Annotated in this window: 13 protein-coding genes and 2 pseudogenes; 11 read left to right on the top strand and 4 right to left on the bottom strand. The window is 65.3% G+C overall.

The annotated features are described in order from the left end of the window. Nucleotides 1–19: 19 nt before the first annotated feature. Nucleotides 20–562, bottom strand: coding sequence for an ABC transporter permease (locus KXC42_RS24865; protein WP_257606238.1), 543 nt, complete (start codon nt 560–562; stop codon nt 20–22). A gap of 106 nt (nt 563–668) precedes the next feature. On the opposite strand from KXC42_RS24865, the gene KXC42_RS24860 reads away from it, so the two are divergent. Continuing rightward, the gene (locus tag KXC42_RS24860; RefSeq protein WP_102032069.1) at nt 669–2,078 is read left to right on the top strand and encodes an IS1380 family transposase; all 1,410 of its coding nucleotides are present in this window, start codon (nt 669–671) and stop codon (nt 2,076–2,078) included. Nucleotides 2,079–2,176: 98 nt separating this feature from the next. On the opposite strand, the gene KXC42_RS24855 is transcribed toward KXC42_RS24860, so the two are convergent. Together KXC42_RS24855 and KXC42_RS24850 are read right to left on the bottom strand one after the other, a co-directional pair. Next, nucleotides 2,177–2,428, bottom strand: coding sequence for a hypothetical protein (locus KXC42_RS24855; RefSeq protein ID WP_219130575.1), 252 nt, complete (start codon nt 2,426–2,428; stop codon nt 2,177–2,179). 140 nt (nt 2,429–2,568) lie between these two features. After that, nucleotides 2,569–3,267, bottom strand: a complete 699-nt coding sequence (locus KXC42_RS24850) for an ABC transporter ATP-binding protein (RefSeq protein WP_260783036.1) — start codon at nt 3,265–3,267, stop codon at nt 2,569–2,571. A 1,655-nt stretch (nt 3,268–4,922) separates the two neighbouring features. On the opposite strand from KXC42_RS24850, the gene KXC42_RS24845 reads away from it, so the two are divergent. The 8 genes and pseudogenes from KXC42_RS24845 (at nt 4,923) to KXC42_RS24810 (ending at nt 16,525) form a co-directional block, all read left to right on the top strand. Next, nucleotides 4,923–5,405: a helix-turn-helix domain-containing protein gene (locus KXC42_RS24845; RefSeq protein WP_231912074.1), complete on the top strand. Its 483-nt coding sequence runs from the start codon at nt 4,923–4,925 to the stop codon at nt 5,403–5,405. 842 nt (nt 5,406–6,247) lie between these two features. Beyond that, nucleotides 6,248–7,264, top strand: a pseudogene (locus tag KXC42_RS24840) (IS256 family transposase); the annotation flags it as partial. Nucleotides 7,265–7,380: 116 nt separating this feature from the next. After that, nucleotides 7,381–8,436, top strand: a complete 1,056-nt coding sequence (locus KXC42_RS24835; RefSeq protein WP_064257805.1) for a tyrosine-type recombinase/integrase — start codon at nt 7,381–7,383, stop codon at nt 8,434–8,436. Further along, on the top strand, nt 8,433–10,388 hold the full coding sequence (locus tag KXC42_RS24830; protein WP_064257806.1) for a tyrosine-type recombinase/integrase: 1,956 nt from the start codon (nt 8,433–8,435) through the stop codon (nt 10,386–10,388). Before KXC42_RS24835 ends, KXC42_RS24830 begins: the two co-directional genes overlap by 4 nt. A gap of 47 nt (nt 10,389–10,435) precedes the next feature. Beyond that, nucleotides 10,436–10,675, top strand: a pseudogene (locus KXC42_RS24825) (transposase); the annotation flags it as partial. A 626-nt stretch (nt 10,676–11,301) separates the two neighbouring features. Further along, the gene (locus tag KXC42_RS24820; RefSeq protein WP_057478324.1) at nt 11,302–13,386 is read left to right on the top strand and encodes a transglycosylase domain-containing protein; all 2,085 of its coding nucleotides are present in this window, start codon (nt 11,302–11,304) and stop codon (nt 13,384–13,386) included. Nucleotides 13,387–13,499: 113 nt separating this feature from the next. After that, nucleotides 13,500–14,948 carry a glycosyltransferase family 87 protein gene (locus KXC42_RS24815; protein ID WP_064257180.1) on the top strand — a complete coding sequence of 483 codons (1,449 nt, stop codon included), beginning with the start codon at nt 13,500–13,502 and terminating at the stop codon, nt 14,946–14,948. 32 nt (nt 14,949–14,980) lie between these two features. Continuing rightward, nucleotides 14,981–16,525 carry a carboxylesterase/lipase family protein gene (locus tag KXC42_RS24810; protein ID WP_064257156.1) on the top strand — a complete coding sequence of 515 codons (1,545 nt, stop codon included), beginning with the start codon at nt 14,981–14,983 and terminating at the stop codon, nt 16,523–16,525. Here KXC42_RS24810 and KXC42_RS24805 read toward each other — a convergent pair. Then, nucleotides 16,518–17,384: an Fpg/Nei family DNA glycosylase gene (locus KXC42_RS24805; RefSeq protein WP_057479216.1), complete on the bottom strand. Its 867-nt coding sequence runs from the start codon at nt 17,382–17,384 to the stop codon at nt 16,518–16,520. The genes KXC42_RS24810 and KXC42_RS24805 overlap by 8 nt on opposite strands. A gap of 29 nt (nt 17,385–17,413) precedes the next feature. Here KXC42_RS24805 and KXC42_RS24800 point away from each other — a divergent pair, with 29 nt between their 5' ends. Then, nucleotides 17,414–18,214 carry a thymidylate synthase gene (locus KXC42_RS24800; protein ID WP_064257181.1) on the top strand — a complete coding sequence of 267 codons (801 nt, stop codon included), beginning with the start codon at nt 17,414–17,416 and terminating at the stop codon, nt 18,212–18,214. Continuing rightward, nucleotides 18,211–18,720, top strand: coding sequence for a dihydrofolate reductase (locus tag KXC42_RS24795; RefSeq protein ID WP_064257157.1), 510 nt, complete (start codon nt 18,211–18,213; stop codon nt 18,718–18,720). Before KXC42_RS24800 ends, KXC42_RS24795 begins: the two co-directional genes overlap by 4 nt. The last annotated feature ends 24 nt before the right edge of the window (nt 18,721–18,744 follow it).

The raw sequence follows: 18,744 nt of genomic DNA, 5'->3' as shown, positions 1-18,744 counted from the left end.
CACCGTTGTGGCTGGGTGGCTAGCGCTGCTGGCCGTACTCGCCGTCGGCCCAACGCACCATCCGTCCGCCGGTGAATCCGATCAACGCGCTGAACAGGACTCCGACGATCGAGATGGTGACGATGCCGACGTACATGCGGTCGGGGATGAACATCTGCCACGAGTGCCACGTGTAGTAGCCCAGGCCCTCCTGAGCGTTGACGAACTCGACTCCGATGACGAGAAGCATCGAGATGCCAGAGGCTAGTTTGAGGCTGGAGACAATCTGCGGCATACAGGCGGGGATGATCATCCACCTGAACTGCTGCGGCCTCGACAGCCCGTACGACCGGGCAACCTCGTGATAGGCCGTTGGGATCATCATCGCAGCGGACAGCGTTGTGAATGCAACGATGTAAAACGTACCCAGGCCGATGAACACTAGCTTGGGAAGTTCGCCAAGGCCGAAAATCAGCAGGAAGACCGGGAGCAGAGCGAGTTTGGGGATCACGTAAAGCCCGCGCAGCAATGGCTCCAGCATCCACCGGATCGTCCGGGACTGACTAAGCCTCGATCCACCGATGGGGAGGCTTGCTGAGTTGGCGTCGTAACGCAGAAATGCCCCTCTGACCAGGAAGAATAGAGCTTGTCTAAGGTCCTATTTCCCGAGTCTGAGAGGCATCTCGTAGGTGCAATTCAAGCATGCTCCCGTTGCCGTGTCGGCTGTGTTCGATGATCCGAATCTCGTGTCGGTCGCGGGGCTGGTCCCGATGCTCCGTCTTGCCCGTTCTGCGGGGCTTGATGAGCTCGCGCAGTCGCGATTGAGCGTCCCGACGGACAAGGGTGCGAACGCCGGCGGCAAGGTGATGGCGCTGGTCGCGGGGATGCTCGCTGGCGCGGACTCGATCGACGACATGAATCTGCTGCGTCATGGCGGGATGGGCCGGTTGTTCGATCGGACGTATGCACCGTCGACGCTGGGCTCGTTCCTGCGGGAGTTCCGGTTCGGGCACGTCCGCCAGCTCGATGCCGTCGCCTCACGGACGCTGGTGAACCTCGCATCGGCCGCGCCGCTGCTGCAGATCCGGGACGGTGAGCGGGTGATGGTCGACGTGGACGACACGATCATCGAGGTCCACGGGTACCAGAAGCAGGGAGCGTCGTTCGGGTACTCCGGCGTCCGCGGCCTCAACGCCCTCGTCGCGACAGCGTCGACGACGACCTCAGCGCCGGTGATCCTCGCCCAGCGGTTGCGGCAGGGGAAGACCGGTTCCCCGAAAGGCGCGGCCAGGATCGTCGCCGACACCCTCGCCACGCTTCGCCGCATGGACCTGGGCAGCAGTGTTCGGCCGTTGCTGCGGGCGGACTCCGCGTTCTACGGCCACGCCACCATCGGCACCGCGATCAAGGCCGGCGCGGACGTGTCCATCACCGTTCGGATGGACCCCGCGGTGAAGACGGCGATCGCGACGATCCCCGAGGACGGGTGGGAGACGATCGAGTACCCGAACGCGATCCGTGACGAGGTCACGGGCCGGTGGATCTCGAAGGCCGAGGTCGCCGAGGTGCCCTTCGTCGCGTTCCGTTCCCGGAAGATCGCCGAACGGGTTGAAGGACGACTGGTGGTCCGACGGATCCCAGACCTGAACCCCAAGCAGGTCGAGCAGCCGACCTTGTTCGACAGCTACCGGCACCACGCGTTCTTCACCACCACCGACAAGCAGACAATGGGAACCGTCGCGGCGGACAAGACCCACCGCGGGCACGCGATCATCGAGCAAGTTCACGCCGACCTGAAGGCGGGCCCGCTCGCTCACCTGCCCTCGGGAGTGTTCACCGCGAACAGCGCATGGCTCGTCCTCGCCGTGATCGCATTCAACCTCACTCGCGCCGCTGGACTCATCGCCGACCGAGGCGGGCGGCTCGCCCGGGCAACGACCGCGACGATTCGCCGCACCCTCATCTCAGTGCCGGCACGACTGGCACGGACGGCGCGCCGCATCATCCTGCACCTGCCGGACGCCTGGCCCTGGCAGACCGCGTTCGACCGACTCTTCACCGCGACGCACGCACCACCACCACCGGCCGCGGCCAGCTGACCACCGCCGCCACCAGCGGCACGACCGAGAACGAAGTGGACAACCGGGATGAGACGCCCGGAACTCACCCCTGCCCGCAGCCGATCACGCCGCGCCCATCACGCCGACGCCACCCGCCGAAGGCTCATCGGTGGATCGAGGCTAAGAGCGAGGCCGACCACGACACCGGAGACGGAACCGACTACGTAGCCGGTGAGTAGTCGGACCAGGGTGATGCGGAGTTCCTCCCACAGTAGGCCCGACGAGATGTCCTCTGCTGCCTTGGCTGCGACCGCGCTCGGCTGACTGAAGAATCGAGGGTCGATCCAGCCGGCGCGGGCCGACAACTCCCAGATGACCAGTGCGCCCACCGGAATGAGGAGACCAAGGAAGACCCGAATCACGAGGTCGCGGCGAGCCTGCTCGTTGGTGGGTCTGCGCTTTGCCTCAGGACGCCGCACGACCCAGTTGGCTTTGCTGGTCCCTCGTGTTTGTTCAGTGTCGAGACTCATCATGCACCTCCGGCGGCGACTGAGACGTCACCGCGCAGTCGGGACCACAGGTCCTCTTCCATACGGACGAACTCGCGGTCCTGTCGGAGTTCGGGTTTGCGTGGGTGCTCGAACGGCACGTCGATGAGCTCCCGAATGTGCCCCGGGCGTGCGGACATCAGCGCGATACGATCCGACATGAGGAGCGCCTCGTCCAGGTTGTGTGTCACGAAGAACACGGTGTACTGGTGCTCACGGACGATGGAGAGCAATTCCTCCTGCAGTACCTTGCGCAACTGCGCGTCGAGCGCCGCGAAAGGCTCGTCCATGAGCAGGATCTCGGGCTCGACCACGAAGGCTCGAGCGAGCGCCACCCGCTGCTTCATCCCGCCCGAGAGGTTGCCGGGGTAGGCCTTCTCGAACCCGGTCAGCCCGACTCGGTCCACCCACTTCTGGACCCGGCGGTCGGCCTCTGCGCGGTCGACTCCCGCGGCGTCCAATCCGAGACGGACGTTGTCTTCGACGTTGCGCCAGGGGAAGATGCTGTACTCCTGGAACACGGGTGCGACAAGCGGACGCGATTGATCGTCCTGCTGGAGCCGAACCTGACCCGTCGTCGGCTTCTGGAGACCAGCGATGACTCGAAGCAATGTCGATTTGCCGCACCCTGATGGGCCGACGACGGACACGAATTCGCCTCGGCGCACCGCCAGGTCCACGCCTTCGAGTGCGACGACTTCTGCTCGACCGCGGGGTTGGTACCGATACTCGACGTTTTCGACACTGATCTTGTCATCCACCTCACGTTCGGGTGGGATCCCGGGGTTCCCAGGCGGACGGGTGGAGCCCGTCTGTAGTTCGGACACTTTCGCTCCAATTCGACTCACCGAAATTCACTTCTGCTGAAGTGAATAATCTCGTGATCTGGGGAGTATGTCAAGGGTCACAATGGCCTGACAGAAGGCTGGCTCGCGTTGAGCAGACTCACGGGGTTCGTCAGAAGGTCGTCGCCAGATGGCGCAGAAGGATGGGAATCTCGCTGGTATGAACTCGCCGTTCGGCGATCGGAGCTATGGGGGCGGGCCCGCCGTCGAGCGAATCGGTCGGTGCCGGGCAAGCCTGCTGGACGTCGCACTCACGGATACGGCGGAGCCCCGTTGACGGTCGGCGAACAGTGGCCGAGATCTGCACCGAACTGTCCGAACAGGAGAAGGAGAGCGACCGGGAGCACGTTCGCAAATATCGACCCACCATCATCGATGCGCTCACACGGTGAGGCCCGCTGACCGCGTGGTTTGTGCCGACTAGCTGTACTGCCCAGGCAGGTTGGTTGAGGGAATGCAACGACACGTGATAGCCGGTCGTTGAACCACGATGGTCTCCCGTCGTGAAGTGGAGCAAGAACGGGAGACCTCCGTGGTTCACCGCCCCGAAGGACCGCCTGCCCGTGCGCATTCGCTCACTGCAGGTCGATCCAGACGTGGTCGACGACTGTCGATCCGGTCGGGTACTGCGCTGCACCTCGCGGTATGCCATGGCTCCTGGAAGCCTCCACCCCGGAGAACCGTTGTGGCATCTCCTCTGCGACCGCACTCATGTATTGCTGGTTCGGTCATGACCGTTCTCGACACTGCGATCCCGCGCCACTGACGACAGGCAGATCGAGGGAATCCGGTCACACCGCGGAAGTAGCCGTTTTGCGGCCGTCTGAGGGGGACGACCGCTCGCATCAGGTGCCCCGGCCTGCGCTCACAGGCCGGGGCACCAGATTTGCAGAGGGACAAGGAGCATATCGGTCGTCGGATTGGTGATTGTGTACGCAGAAGGGTCGAGTTGAGGACGGCGCACGAGCAAACACTTCCTCCGAAATCTATGTACTCCAACGCTTGGCATCGGCGCGTGCGATCGACAGAGGTTCCTCGTCGGAGTGCCCGGCCGCAATCCATTCGACGGCGCTGCGGTCGGCGAGTCCGGACTGAGGAGCCAGGAGCCAAGCCGTACACGTCCACGAATCAGCGCGCGAATGCAGAGTCCTCCACAGTGCGACTAAACCTGGGCGAACCGAGCGTTCGTTCGTGAACTGCCGAATGGGGTACACCCATCTGGCAGTTGTCGAGGCGGAGGATGTTCGGCTTGAGTGGCTGAGGCTGTGGGCGACACCGGCGTAGGCCGGTGGGGAATTCCCCTTCGCTCGGTAGCATTGATTGGGGTTGTCCGCGTTTCGAGGTGGTAGGCGGTAAATGGCCAGGCGCCGGTAGCGGACGGCTACCTGCGCGGTGACCTTGACTTTGAGGATGCCCTGCCGGAGGTGACTGGGGTCGACCAAAGTCGCGGGGACCTTGTGGAGGTCCTGCGTAGCCTTCGCACGTCGTGCGTGAAGGCAACTGTGATGCCTGCCTGCGACGCGCAGAGTCTCGCCGATGCCGGTTTTGCCGCCGATTTGCCTTCCATACTGTCGGCTCGGCTGGATCGCGGCATCCGGATGGCGAGTTTGGTCGCGTCCTCTTTGTCGGTTGATTCTGCAGCTGACCGGCTCGACGTCAGCCCGGCACGGGTTCGGCAGTGGATCGACGAGTGCCGTCTGTGGGTGTTCGGCTTGGGCGGTGATCGTCTGCTGCCCTCTGCGCAGTTCACCGTGACCGGTGTCGTCCCGAACCTGGAGAAGGTCATGCCCCAGATGTCGAAGGGCCTGCACCCGCTGACGGTGCAGGCCCTGCTCACCCGTCCGCAGCCGTCGCTGACTGACGGAGGGCGGCCGATGTCGATCACGGCGTGGTTGACTGCATGTATTGGCACCGATTCTGAGATCAAGCAGGTCCGTGACATCATCGCGGCTGCCGAGTGGGAATCGAGCTAGACCCCGCGGTAGTCCATGGAAAACCTTTTGTCTCAACTTTATTCGATAGATCATGGTCGATCTTGTGTCGCGCCAGCGAGTGGGATGCAACCTTCAGCGTCATACGGCTTGCAGTCGGTTTGTTCCCAGGTCTTCCGATGCACTCCCGATCTGCACTACGGGGAAGCATCGCGCTGGCAGGTGACATTCGCGAGTACCTGATACGTCGAATTGCGGGCACCCAACTTGCGGCCAGGGAGTGCCCGTCGCGGTTCAATGCAGTCGGATCGTTGAAAGCCACTGTTGCCCAGGAGCGCTGCTATCGCGGAGCCTGAGGCTCCATGTGCGGCTAGTTGGTTGGCGAAGGTTTCGCGGAGGGCGAGGGTCGCGACTCCTCGGGGTATTTGAGCATCAATTCCGGCGCGTTTGTAGGCGGTGGTGACGGTCCATCTGAGTCCATTTCGGGTGAGTGGTTTGCCTCTGTGTCCCAGGAACAGGGGAGCGGTGGGGAGCGAGCTGCAGTGCAGTGCTCCCGCTTGTTTCGTCGGTCGTCGGGAATCGTGATGCTCGTTCGGCCAGGTACGCGGCGAGGATTACGGTCAGCGGTGACTCGATGGGGAGGGTTCTGGCGGGCCTGCGGCTGTCGTGGGCCACGACGATCGCCTGGTGACGTGCGGTGCCGACGAGGTCTCCGATTTGTGCCGCGCACATTTCTGAGGGGCGTAGCCCAGTAGTGCCCCATAGAGTGGTGTAACTCGGTGGCCGAGATCGTCTGCGATTCCGTGTTGTGCACGGGTGTAGAGCGGCCACCGTGTGATCCTTCGAGTCAACCTTCTACCGAATCCTCGAACGGAGTCATCACGATGACCGCACCTCATATTGTCGACCCTGCAGGCCTGCTTGGCCAAGCCCTCGCCGACGCGTCGCCGGATCTGATGCGCGAGCTACTGCAGACCATGATCAACGCATTGCTCTCCGCCGATGCCGACGCCGTGTGCGGCGCCGAGTGGAACGCCCGCTCGGAACAGCGCACCAACCACCGCAACGGCTACCGCCACCGGCCCCTGGATACCCGGGTCGGCACCGTCGACGTCGCCGTCCCGAAGCTGCGCTCGGGCAGCTACTTCCCCGAGTGGCTGCTCGAGCGCCGCAAGCGAGCCGAGTCCGCGCTGATCACCGTCGTAGCCGACTGCTATCTGGCCGGGGTGTCTACCCGCCGGATGGACAAGCTGGTCAAGACCCTGGGTATCGACTCGCTGTCCAAGTCGCAGGTCTCACGCATGGCCCAGGACCTGGACGAGCAGGTCGCCGCGTTCCGGCACCGCCGCCTGGACGAGGCCGGGCCGTTCACCTTCGTCACCGCCGATGCGTTGACGATCAAGGTCCGCGAGAACAAGCAGGTCGTCAAGGCTTCCGTGCTGCTGGCCACCGGCGTCAACGGCGACGGCCACCGCGAGGTGCTGGGCATACAGGTCGCCACCAGTGAGACCACGGCCTCGTGGAACACCTTCTTCGCCGACCTGGTTGCCCGCGGCCTGGGCGGGGTGCGGCTGGTGACCTCCGATGCCCACGCCGGGCTCATCGAGGCGATCGCGGCGAACCTGCCCGGCGCCGCGTGGCAACGCTGCCGCACCCACTACTCGGCGAACCTCATGGCCGTGTGCCCCAAGTCCATGTGGCCGGCCGTGAAGGCGATGCTGCACAGCGTCTACGACCAGCCCACCGCGGAGGCGGTCAACGCGCAATTCGACCGGCTGCTGGAGTACGCCGAGCACCGGCTGCCCGAGGTCGCCGACCACCTCGGCGACGCCCGCGAAGACCTGCTCGCCTTCACCGCATTTCCCGACGACGTGTGGCGACAGATCTGGTCCAACAACCCCATATCGGTTAACCGGCCCTCCCACGACACGATCACGGTTGCAGCGTGAGGTCCTGAGCCGACGACCGGTTGAGGCGCATGCTGGCGGTGTCGGCTCCGATCGAAAGGCGGCGGACAATGACCGTTCGGGTGCGCATCAGCAGCAACGGGCATGTGATCGACGGCCAATGGGAAGGATGCGCAGCAGCAAACGCGTTCCTGACGCATCTGGCCGGACGCGGATTCAGTTCGGCAACGGTGCGGGCATATGCGTTCGACGTGCTCAATCTGGCCCGATTCCTGCTCGATCGCGACCTCACGGTGGCTGCGGTGACGCCGGTGACGGTGTTCGAGTGGGTCGACTGGCAGAACGTGCACCGCAAACCCCGCCCAGGCATGGCGACACGAGGTGATCGGGGCACTGCGGCATCGACGATCAACCGACGAGTCGCGGCGATACGCGCATTGTTCGAATACCTGGTGATGACCGGGATACGCACCGAAAATCCGGTGCCCTCACCGCGGCGCGGACAGGGACTGCGACCACCAGCGCGAGGACTGCTCGGACACCTCGGGCCGGGCCGACCCCGAGCCGGAGGCAGGCTGGTACGCCAACCGCGGCTACTGCCCGAGTCCCTCGACGCCGACGCGATCGAGCAGTTTGCGGCGTCGCTGCGCACCCATCGGGATCGAGCGATGTTGTGGGCGATGCTGTTCGGCGGGCTGCGCAACGCCGAGGTGCGATCCCTGCGGTTGGCAGACGTCGATTTCGGCCAGCGACGACTCCGGGTGCTCGGCAAAGGCTGCAAGGAACGGGTGGTGCCGGTCGATGCGGTGTTCTTCACCGAACTGTCGGCCTATCTGCGCCTCGAACGGCCACCGGGGTTGGCGACCGAGGAGTGTTTCGTGGTGCTGCGCGGCCCCACCGCGGGGGCGCCGGTGACCGAGGCGGGACTGCGGTCGCTGTTCCGGCGGCACCGGGACCTCTCCGGTGCGACGAGGGTGCGTCCGCACCGATTGCGCCACACCTACGGCACCGAACTCGCTGCCGCCGGAATCGATCTGATGGTGCTGCGAGAATTGATGGGGCATGTGTCTCCGGACACCACTGCCGAATATGTGCATTTGTCGGTCGAGCAGCTCGCCGCCGAATACGGCGCGGCCCGCGCCAGTCTCGCCGGAACACGACAATGAGCACCGCGGTGGTTGCGACGGTCGTCCTGCCGGCCGGACCGGGTGCGGTGCTCACCGACTACCTCGAGCACGTCGCCAGCCTCGGGCTCAGCGACAGGTCGGTGCGCGCTCGCACCCTCATCGCGACCACCTTCCTCACCACGCATCCGGACTTGCGGGACTGGATGACCCGACCCGCTGCCGACCGGCTGGCCGAACTACGCCGCACCGGGGCCTGGCCACTGCTGTGTCACCTCATCGGACGCGGCAACCTGCGGCTCGACCTCGAACTCGCGGCCGTCAAGAACCTCACCGGACTCGGCCGGGCCGTCGAGGACCGCGACCCGGACGGGTTCGCCGCGGTCCGGGCCGCCGGCCTGGTTTTGGGGTGGACACCGCAATGGGTCGAGACCGTCCTCGGCGAGTGCCTGGCGGTGCTGCTCGCCTGGCACGGCGGTTCCGTCAGCGGTGTGAGCGCCGAGACCGTCGGCGAGTTCGACGCCGCATTGGCTGCCACACAGTCAATCCCGGATACATCGAAACGCGCCTACCGCAACCGTATCGCGGGACTGCGACAAATGCTGTTTCAGGCCCGCATCGTCGACACCCCACCACGGCGCCGACCGTGGGCCCGCACCTACGCCCAACGCTTCGCCGACGCCCCGATGGCCGATCCGATCCGCGAGGCCCTGTTGCGTTACGTCACCGTCCGGGCATCGGTGCTCCGCCCGAAATCGGCCGAATCGCTGATCAACGACCTGCTGCCGTTCGCGGACTACCTCACCACCAACCATCCCGAGGTCACCTCCCTCGAGGATCTCGACCGCAGTCACATCGAGGGCTTCCTCGTCTGGAATCGCACCCGCACCTGGCGTGGGCAACGCGCCGCTGCCGGGGCCGGGCGCATCATCTCCAAGGCCGTGATCCAATCGACGGTACTGAGCGTGCGCAACCTGCTCGAGGACATCACCGAATGGGGCTGGGAGCAGGCCCCACCGCGCCGTCTGGTCTTCGCCGCCGACGTCCCGAAACTCGACCAACCGCTTCCGCGGGCATTGCCGCCCGACATCGATGCTGCGGTGATGAATGCGGTTTCCCAGCTGGATGATTCGTTCGCTCGTATCGGGTTGACGGTGCTGCGCGGAGCCGGTCTGCGGGTCGGGGAGCTACTGGATCTCGAGCTCGGCAGCGTCATCGATTACGGCCCGGCCGGGACCTGGCTCAAGGTTCCGTTGGGCAAGCTCGCCACCGAACGCATGGTCCCGCTCTCGGCGACCACTATCGCCGCGTTGGACGAGTGGACCGGCGGGCGTGGTATCTGTCGGCCATTGCCGCATCCCCGCACCGGAGAGTTGACCGATTTCCTGTTCGTCGCACACGGCCGCCGTCTCAGCCAGACCCGGCTGCGCAACGGTCTGCTCGCTGCCGTCGAGGCTTGCGGACTGCGTGGGGCCGGGGGTGCGCCGTTGGTGGTGACCCCGCATCAGCTGCGGCATACTTGGGCCACCGAACTCGCCAACGCCGGGATGAGCCTGCAGGCGTTGATGGCGTTGCTCGGGCATGTCACTCCGCAGATGACTTTGCGTTACGCCACTTTGGCTTCACCGACGTTGCGGGATGCCTATGACCAGGCGATGGGCAAGATGCGGCGGCGGTTCACGCTCACTCCGGTCGGCAAACCGATCGTCCCCGACGCGGTGAGTTGGCTCGGCAGTGAGATGCTCAAAACGCGTGTTGCCCACGGTTACTGTTCCCGTCACGAGAGCGCGGGTGCGTGTCCCTATGCCAACATCTGCGAGACCTGCGACAACTTCGTCACCGGACCTGAGTTCCGCGGCGCGCTCGAGGCGCAACGCACCGACATCCAGGCTCTCGAGGTCGATGCTCGTGACCGTGGATGGCCCGATGAAGCTGCCCGGCATCATCGTGTCGCTGAGGCGTTGACCGACCACTTGCAGCGTCTCGATCGCTGATTCGATGTGAGATCAGGGTTGATCTCATCCCTGAGGGCCGGATAACCGAGCGGCTCAACCGCGAGATCCGCCGCCGCACCGACGTCGTGGGCATCTTCCCCAACCGGGATGCCATCGTCCGCCTCATCGGCGCCGTCCTGGCCGAGCAGACCGACGAATGGGCCGAAGGCCGCCGATACCTCGGCCTAGAAGTGCTCAGCCGCTGCCGGCTCACCCTGACCACCAACACCGACACCAGCCAGGCGACGGAGGTGAGCACCGATGAACTGATGCAACTACCCGCCTGACCACCAACGAAGGATCAAAAACGAGTTACACCACTACCAGGGGCTTGACCCGTCCCGACGTGCCAGGGCCGCCGCGCGGCAGCAGGCATTCCGATCCGCCCGGACGTCGTCCCGTGCCTCCGCCCGGGCAGCGTCCGATGTCTGCGCCCGGTCAGCGTCCGATGCCGCCGCAGGGTCGGCCTCCGATGCCGCCACCCGGTCAGCGACCCGGACCTCCTCCGGGGCAGCGTCCGATGCCACCGCAAGGTCGGCCTCCGATGCCGCCACCCGGGCAGCGACCCGGACCTCCTCCGGGGCAGCGTCCGATGCCACCCCAGGGCAGGCCACCCATGCCGCCTCCCGGGCAGCGCCCAGGGTCTGCGCCCGGTCAGCGTCCGATGCCGCCGCAGGGTCGGCCCCCCGGTGAACGCCGCTATGGGGAGCCGCCGGTCACGCCCGCTGCGCGCTCCGCGGTAGGGCCGGGAGCCGCTGCGGCCGGGATCACCCGATCGGGATCCGTCCCACCCCCGTACGAACCGAACGATCCATCAGCTAGCTCCTCGGGCAACGAGCCGCCCGAGCCGCCCGAAAGAGGTTCCGCCGCGAAAACGAAGAAGAAGTCCAAGTGGCGGGTTGTTCGGCGCACGATGTACGCGTTGATCGCCTTGGGCCTGATCGTGCCGATTCTGGCGTTCATGGTGGCGTACACGCTGGTGGACGTTCCTCGACCCGGTGACCTCAGAACCAACCAGGTCGCGACGATTTTTGCGTCCGACGGTGCGAGCGTGCTCGGCAAGGTGGTGCCCCCCGAGGGCAACCGGACCGACGTGACGATCGACCAGATCCCGGAGCACGTACGCAATGCCGTCCTTTCGGCCGAGGACCGCGACTTCTACTCCAACCCCGGATTCTCGGTCACCGGATTCGGCCGGGCTCTGCGCGACAACGTGCTCGGACGCGACAGCGCAGGTGGCGGCTCCACGATCACCCAGCAGTACGTGAAGAACGCGCTGGTCGGTAACGACCGGACGCTGACTCGCAAGATGCGTGAGCTGGTCATCTCCTCCAAGATGGCGCGGCAGTGGTCCAAGGACGACATTCTCGCGGCCTATCTGAACACCATCTACTTCGGTCGTGGCGCGTACGGCATCGCAGCCGCGTCCACGGCGTATTTCGGTAAGTCCGTCGATCAACTGTCGGTCGAGGAAGGTGCTGTGCTGGCGGCAGTCATCCAGCAGCCCTCCAACCTCGATCCCGAGGTCAACCCGACGGGAGCGCAAGCTCGGTGGGATTACGTCCTCGACGGCATGGTCTCGCAGGGCCAGCTCGACTCCACCCAGCGAGCCGCGATGATGTTCCCCGCGGTGGTTCCGACCTCCCAGGTGGACACCGGTGACGCGGACGACGCTGGTCCCAACGGCCTGATCAAGGCCCAGGTACTGCGCGAGTTGTCTGCTGCCGGAGTCAGCGAGCAGGACCTCAACACCGAAGGTCTGCAGATCACGACGACAATCGATCCGAAGGCGCAGGCTGCTGCGATCGAGGCCGTGAACAGCAACCTCGAAGGCGAGCCGTCGGAACTGCGAACGGCATCGGTATCGGTCGATCCGCGCAGTGGTGCGGTCCGGTCGTACTACGGCGGCGCGGACGGGCGCGGATTCGACTTCGCGCAGTCGGGCCTGCAGACGGGATCGTCGTTCAAGGTGTTCGGTCTGGCCGCCGCGTTGGATCAGGGCATCCCGCTCTCGAAGATGTACGACAGCTCTCCGCTGGACGTCAACGGCATCGAGATCAGCAACGTCGAGGGTGCCTCCTGCGGAACGTGCACCATCGCCGAGGCGCTGAAACGTTCACTGAACACCAGCTTCTATCGCATGATGCTCGGGATGGACAACGGCCCGCAGGCCATCGCAGACATGGCGCACAAGCTCGGCATCCCGCAGGAGATCGACGGCGTCGGCCCCACCCTGACCGAGCCCGACAACGCGGGTCCCAACTACGGAGTTGTGCTCGGCCAGTACCAGTCTCGCGTCCTCGACATGGCCTCCGCCTACGCGACATTGGCTGCGTCCGGCGTATATCACACCCCGCACTTCGTGCAGAAGGTCGTCACCGCCGACGGCACCGTGCTTCTCGACCGCGCTCCCGAAGCCGGCCAGCAGGTCGTCTCGGCCGCGGTCGCGGACAACGTGACCTCGGCGATGCGACCGATCGCCGGGTACTCGAACGGTCACAACCTCGCCGGTGGTCGTCAGTCGGCAGCGAAGACCGGTACCGCTCAGCTGGGCGACACCGGGCAGAACAAGGATGCCTGGATGGTCGGCTACACGCCATCGTTGTCGACGGCCGTGTGGGTCGGCACCGAGCAGGGTCTGCCGCTCGAGAACAGCTACGGCGGACCGATCTACGGATCGGGCATACCGTCGGACATCTGGAAAGACACGATGGACGGCACGTTGGAGGGCACCTCGAACGAGACCTTCCCGACGCCCGAAGCCATTGCCGGTCAGGCCGGAGTGCCGCAGTACTCCGCGCCCGCACCGACGGCCACGGTCGCACCGACGACTGCTCCGCCGCAGGTGACCCTGCCGATTCCGACGGAGATCTCCCCGCCCGTCGTCATCACGCCACGGCAGGTTGAAATTCTGCCCGGAGTGACGATTCCGCTTCCCGGGTTGGCACCGGCTCAGCCGGCACCGGCCGCGCCCGAACCGGCTACTCCCGGGCAGTAGCGACTCCACCGGTGACGACCGAACCCGACCGCAAGGGTCGAGCATTGGCGAGCCCCGGTCGCCTCGACGCGGCGAGCGAGAATGACCGAGATCTACCCAGTCGGACCGATCCGATGGCCGGGGAATTGTCCTCGGTCATCGGCGGTCCGGTCGGACGTCACGCGGTGATCGGACGGCAACGGTGGTTCACCGCACTGCGGGTGATCCTGCTGTTGGCGGTGATCTTCCTGTGCTTCGGTTGGTTCGCGAAGGCGGCGTGCATTCAGCAGGCTCCGGTCGGTCCCAACGGTGAACTGGGACTGGATTGGAGTGGCAGCCGGCAGTACGTGGCCATGTGCTATTCGGACACCGTGCCGCTGTACGGTGCCGAGCGACTCGACCAAGGCGCGTTCCCGTACAAGAAGTCCTGGGAAGAAACCAAGGCCGACGGCTCGACCCAGGTTCGATACATGGAGTACCCGGTGCTCGCGGGGCTGTACCAGTACGGCTCGATGGTCGTCGGGAAGATGTGGAACTCGCTGAGTTTCCTTCCCCAGGCCCTGCCCGTCGTCGTGTATTTCAACGTGGTTGCCCTGGGTCTCGCCGTCGCCTGGCTCGTCACCGTGTGGGCCACGGCAATAGCTGCGGGACGGCGGATCTGGGACGCGGCCCTGGTCGCCGCGTCGCCGCTGGTGATCGTCCACGGCTTCACCAATTTCGACGCTCTGGCCGCGGCTTTCGCGCTCACCGGTCTGTTGGCATGGGCCAAGAAGAGGCCGGTTCTCGCCGGTGTGCTGATCGGACTCGGCGGTGCCACTAAGCTCTATCCCCTGCTGTTCCTCGGTCCGCTTCTGGTGTTGTGCTGGCGGACCGGCCGGATGCGGGAGTGGGGCCTCACCGCGAGCGCTGCCATCGGAGCCTGGCTGGCCGTGAATCTTCCTCTGGCGCTGCTGTATCCGTCGGGGTGGTACGAGTTCTTCCGGCTCAACTCCGAGCGCGGAGCCGACCCCGATTCCCTGTACAACGTGGTCACCTCGTTCACCGGCTGGCCCGGTTTCGACGGTCCGCTCTATGCAGGCGCCAAGCCCCTGATCCTCAATGCCGTGACGCTGGTGTTGTTCGCCATCGTGTGTGCGGTGATCGCCTACATCGGCACGACGGCCCCCGTGCGGCCGCGGCTCGCGCAGTTGATATTCCTGGTGGTCGCCGGCTTCCTGCTCACCAACAAGGTATGGAGCCCGCAGTATTCGCTGTGGCTGGTTCCACTGGCCGTGCTTGCGTTACCGCATCGCCGAATACTGTTGGCGTGGATGACGATCGACGCGTTCGTCTGGTTCCCGCGGATGTACTACTACTTGGGCGTGGAGAACAAGGGCGTGCCCGAGCAATGGTTCACCGCAGCCGTCGTGGTGCGCGATATCGCGGTGATCGGGTTGTGCGCGTTGATCATTCGGCAGATCTACCGGCCGTCCGAAGACCTCATTCGAAACGGCAGCGCCGTCGACCCGCTCGGTGGCGTTCTCGACGGCGCTGCAGATCGGGTCAGGGCCCGCCCGGTCACATATAGCGGCCCAACTGCTTGACGGCTTCACCGGCGTGCTTGTACACTCGCGACATGGTTGTGACGACACGCGTGACCACCTCCGACGGCATCATCGAGGGAAAGCCCGTCGGTGACCTCACCACCTGGCGAGGCATTCCCTACGCCGCCCCACCCGTCGGCCCACTGCGTTTCCGGGCGCCGCAACCCACCGAACCGTGGGACGGCGTGCGCGACGCCACCGAGTGGGGCAATGCCTCCGTTCAGCACAAGCGAGGCACGATGCTCGCGATCGGCAAGTACCAGCCGTCCAGCGAGGACTGCCTGACGCTCAATGTGCTCGCCCCCAGCGCACCGAGCGCGAACCCGCGTCCGGTCATGGTGTTCATCCATGGCGGCGCGTACACCTTCGGCACGTCCGCTACTCCCCTGTACGGCGGCGGCTCCCTGGTGCGCCGCTCGCTGAAGGACGGCGACGGCATCATCTACGTCTCGGTCAACTACCGACTCGGCGCTCTCGGCTACCTCGACATGTCCCAGTTCTCCACTCCCGAGCGGCCGTTCGACTCCAACCTCGGCTTGCGAGATCAGGTAGCCGCTCTGGAATGGGTGCAACGCAACATCGCCGAGTTCGGCGGCGATCCGAGCAACGTCACCGTTTTCGGTGAGTCTGCCGGCGGCAACGCCGTCACCACCCTGATGACGGTTCCCTCGGCCAAAGGCCTTTTCGCTCAGGCCATTTCCGAGAGTTCCGCTCCCGGCATGACCGCCACCAAGGAGCGCGCCGATCAATGGGCGCGGGAATACGTCGGCTACCTCGGCGGCACCGTCGAGAACGCTGCCGAGACCCTCGAGAACGCCGAGGTACTACGGCTCGGACGCGCGGGGACCAAGCTGGATCTCACCACGTGGCACCGCACTCCGGGCCTGTTCCCGTTCGGCCCGGTGATCGACGGCGACTTCCTACCGATCAGCCCGGTCGAGGCGTATGCGAACGGAACCGCGCACCGCGTGCCGCTGATCATCGGTACCAATGCCCGTGAGGGAACGCTGTTTTCGAAGTTTCTCCACACGGTGCCCACCAATCCAGAGCGCATCACCAAGCTGTTCTCACTCACCGATCCCGACGCCGAAGCGGTGGTCACTTCGGGCTACCGGGGCTACCCGAACGAGCGTGCCGCCATCGACTTCGGCGGCGACTTCACCTTCTGGAAGCCGTCACTGGAAGTGGCCGAGGGACATTCGCGTCACGCACCGACGTACTTCTACCGATTCGACTTCGCGCCGCGATCGATGAAGCTGCTCGGATTGGACGCCACCCACGGCTTCGAATTGTTCGCCGTGTTCGGGATCAGTGAGACCTTGTTCGGTAAGGCGCTCACCCTGGCCGGCGGACGCAAGGCGTTCTCCGAGGTCACCGAGCAGGTGCAATCGCACTGGATTGCGTTCGCCACCAACGGAAAGCCGTTGGAGTCGTGGCCGGCGTACGACGAAGGCGACCGAAAGACACTGATCTTCGACACCCGCACTCGGGTGCAGAAGGATCCGCGGAGCGACCGCCGCAAGGCGTGGGAAGGCTACCGCGGCTACGCCAGCCAGAAACTCGAACCCTTCACTTGAGCAGACGTGACATTCGACGGTCGGCAAGAATTTTGCCGGCCGTCTGGCACGTGGCGCAGTACTGAAACGATCGATCGACGTACGCGACTTCGCGTACCGGATCTCCGCACACCGGGCACGGCAGCCCAGTTCTGGCGTGCACCCGCATACCAGATCGCTTCTCCCCCTTCAGCCGCGCCGCGTCCTGCCCGGCCGAGCGGGCCACCGCGTCGGACAGCACCGAGCGCATCGACGCGTAGAGCGTCGCGACGGATTCGGGATCGAGCTTGCTCGACGACGCGAACGGCGAGAGCTTCGCGACGTGCAATATCTCGTCCGAGTACGCGTTGCCGATACCGGCCAACAGAGATTGGTCCACCAACGAGGTCTTCAGTCGCGCGGTGGTGCCGGCGAGTATTTCGGCGAACTCGAGCTCGGTGACCGTCAGCGCATCGGGTCCGAGGCGAGCGACGCTCGCCACCTGCGCAGGGTCACGGACCACCCAGACCGCCAATCGCTTCTTGGTACCGGCTTCGGTGAGGTCGATGGCGGGCGTCGCGCCTTCGGGAGTGAAGAAGTGGATCCGCAGTGCCAACGGACCTTTGCCGGGCTTGGGCGGCGCGGCGCTGGGATTGTCCACCCACCGCAGCCAACCGCCGCGCGAGAGATGCGTGATCAACCACAGGTCGCCGGCCCGCAGTGCCAGGTGTTTACCGAACCGCGCGGCATCGGTGACGTCCTGGCCCTGCAGTTCGGTGATCGGCGGATCGAACGTCTTGAGAACACTCAGCGCGGCGATGTCGATGCGGCCGATGACGGCACCGACGGCATGTTCGCGCAGGAAGCCGGCAAGGGCTTCGACCTCGGGCAATTCCGGCATGAAACCAGTATGCAGCTACGATGACCGTCGTGATGGTTCCGACTCCGTACGAAGATCTGCTGCGCCGCATCATCGATACCGGGACGGCGAAGTCCGACCGCACCGGGACCGGCACCACCAGCGTGTTCGGGCATCAGATGCGCTTCGATCTGGCAGCGGGCTTCCCGTTGATCACCACCAAGAAGGTCCATCTGAAGTCGATCGTGTACGAATTGCTGTGGTTCCTGCGCGGCGACTCCAACGCCACCTGGCTGCAGGAGCACGGCGTGAGCATCTGGGACGAGTGGGCAGCTCCGGACGGCGAGCTCGGCCCCGTCTACGGAGTGCAGTGGCGGTCGTGGCCCACCCCGTCCGGCGAGCACATCGACCAGATCAGCCAGGTCATCGAGACCTTGAAGACCGATCCGGATTCGCGGCGCATGATCGTCTCGGCCTGGAACGTCGGCGAGATCCCGCGGATGGCGCTTCCGCCCTGCCACGCGTTCTTCCAGTTCTACGTGGCCGACGGCAAACTGTCCTGCCAGCTGTACCAACGCAGCGCAGACATGTTCCTCGGTGTGCCGTTCAACATCGCCAGCTACGCGCTGCTCACGCACATGGTGGCGGCCCAGACGGGTCTGGAAGTGGGCGAATTCGTGTGGACCGGCGGCGACTGCCACATCTACGACAACCACCGCGAACAGGTTACCGAGCAGCTCTCCCGCGAGGCGTATCCGTACCCCACTCTGAAACTGGCACAACGAGATTCGATCTTCGACTACACCTTCGAGGACATCGAGATGGTGGACTATCAGCACCATCCGGCCATCAAGGCTCCGGTCGCAGTGTGACTGCCCCGCAATTCGTCGGTCTGATCTGGGCTCAGAGCCGGGCCGGGGTCATCGGCGACGGGGGTGGCATCCCCTGGCGCATTCCCGAGGACATGGCGCACTTCAAAGCCACGACGGCCGAGCACCCGGTGATCATGGGGCGCAGGACCTGGGATTCGTTGCCGGCGAAGTTCCGCCCGCTGCCGGGCCGTCGCAACATCGTGGTCACCCGTAACGCGTCGTGGACCGCCGACGGTGCCGAAAGCGCACCGAGTGTCGCCGACGCTGTGGCCCTGGCGAGCGGAAGCCCGGTTTGGATCATCGGTGGCGGCGAAATCTATCGCAGTGCAGTGAGTATCGCGACGCACCTCGAAGTCACCGAGGTCGATCTCGACATCTCCGGCGATACCGTCGCCCCCGAGATTCCGGACGGCTGGACCGCGAAGGCCGGCGAGTGGCAGAACAGCCGAGTGAACGACACTAGATTTCGCTACGTCGAGTACGGACAGGCTACCCAACCTTCCTGAGCGCGTTCAGGATTCCCCCGTCGC

It is taken from the genome of Rhodococcus sp. LW-XY12 (genome assembly GCF_019317345.1).
Taxonomy (GTDB): Bacteria; Actinomycetota; Actinomycetes; order Mycobacteriales; family Mycobacteriaceae; genus Rhodococcus; species Rhodococcus pyridinivorans.
Note: the sequence above shows the minus strand (reverse complement) of the source record. Positions and strands in the feature narration are given on the sequence as shown.

Excerpts from the sequence above, each read along its gene's own strand:
- KXC42_RS24830 (WP_064257806.1), top strand. The coding sequence starts at position 8,433 with ATGAGCACCGCGGTGGTTGCGACGGTCGTCCTGCCGGCCGGACCGGGT.
- KXC42_RS24810 (WP_064257156.1), top strand. The coding sequence starts at position 14,981 with ATGGTTGTGACGACACGCGTGACCACCTCCGACGGCATCATCGAGGGA.
- KXC42_RS24820 (WP_057478324.1), top strand. The coding sequence starts at position 11,302 with ATGTACGCGTTGATCGCCTTGGGCCTGATCGTGCCGATTCTGGCGTTC.
- KXC42_RS24805 (WP_057479216.1), bottom strand. The coding sequence starts at position 17,384 with ATGCCGGAATTGCCCGAGGTCGAAGCCCTTGCCGGCTTCCTGCGCGAA.
- KXC42_RS24815 (WP_064257180.1), top strand. The coding sequence starts at position 13,500 with ATGGCCGGGGAATTGTCCTCGGTCATCGGCGGTCCGGTCGGACGTCAC.
- KXC42_RS24835 (WP_064257805.1), top strand. The coding sequence starts at position 7,381 with ATGACCGTTCGGGTGCGCATCAGCAGCAACGGGCATGTGATCGACGGC.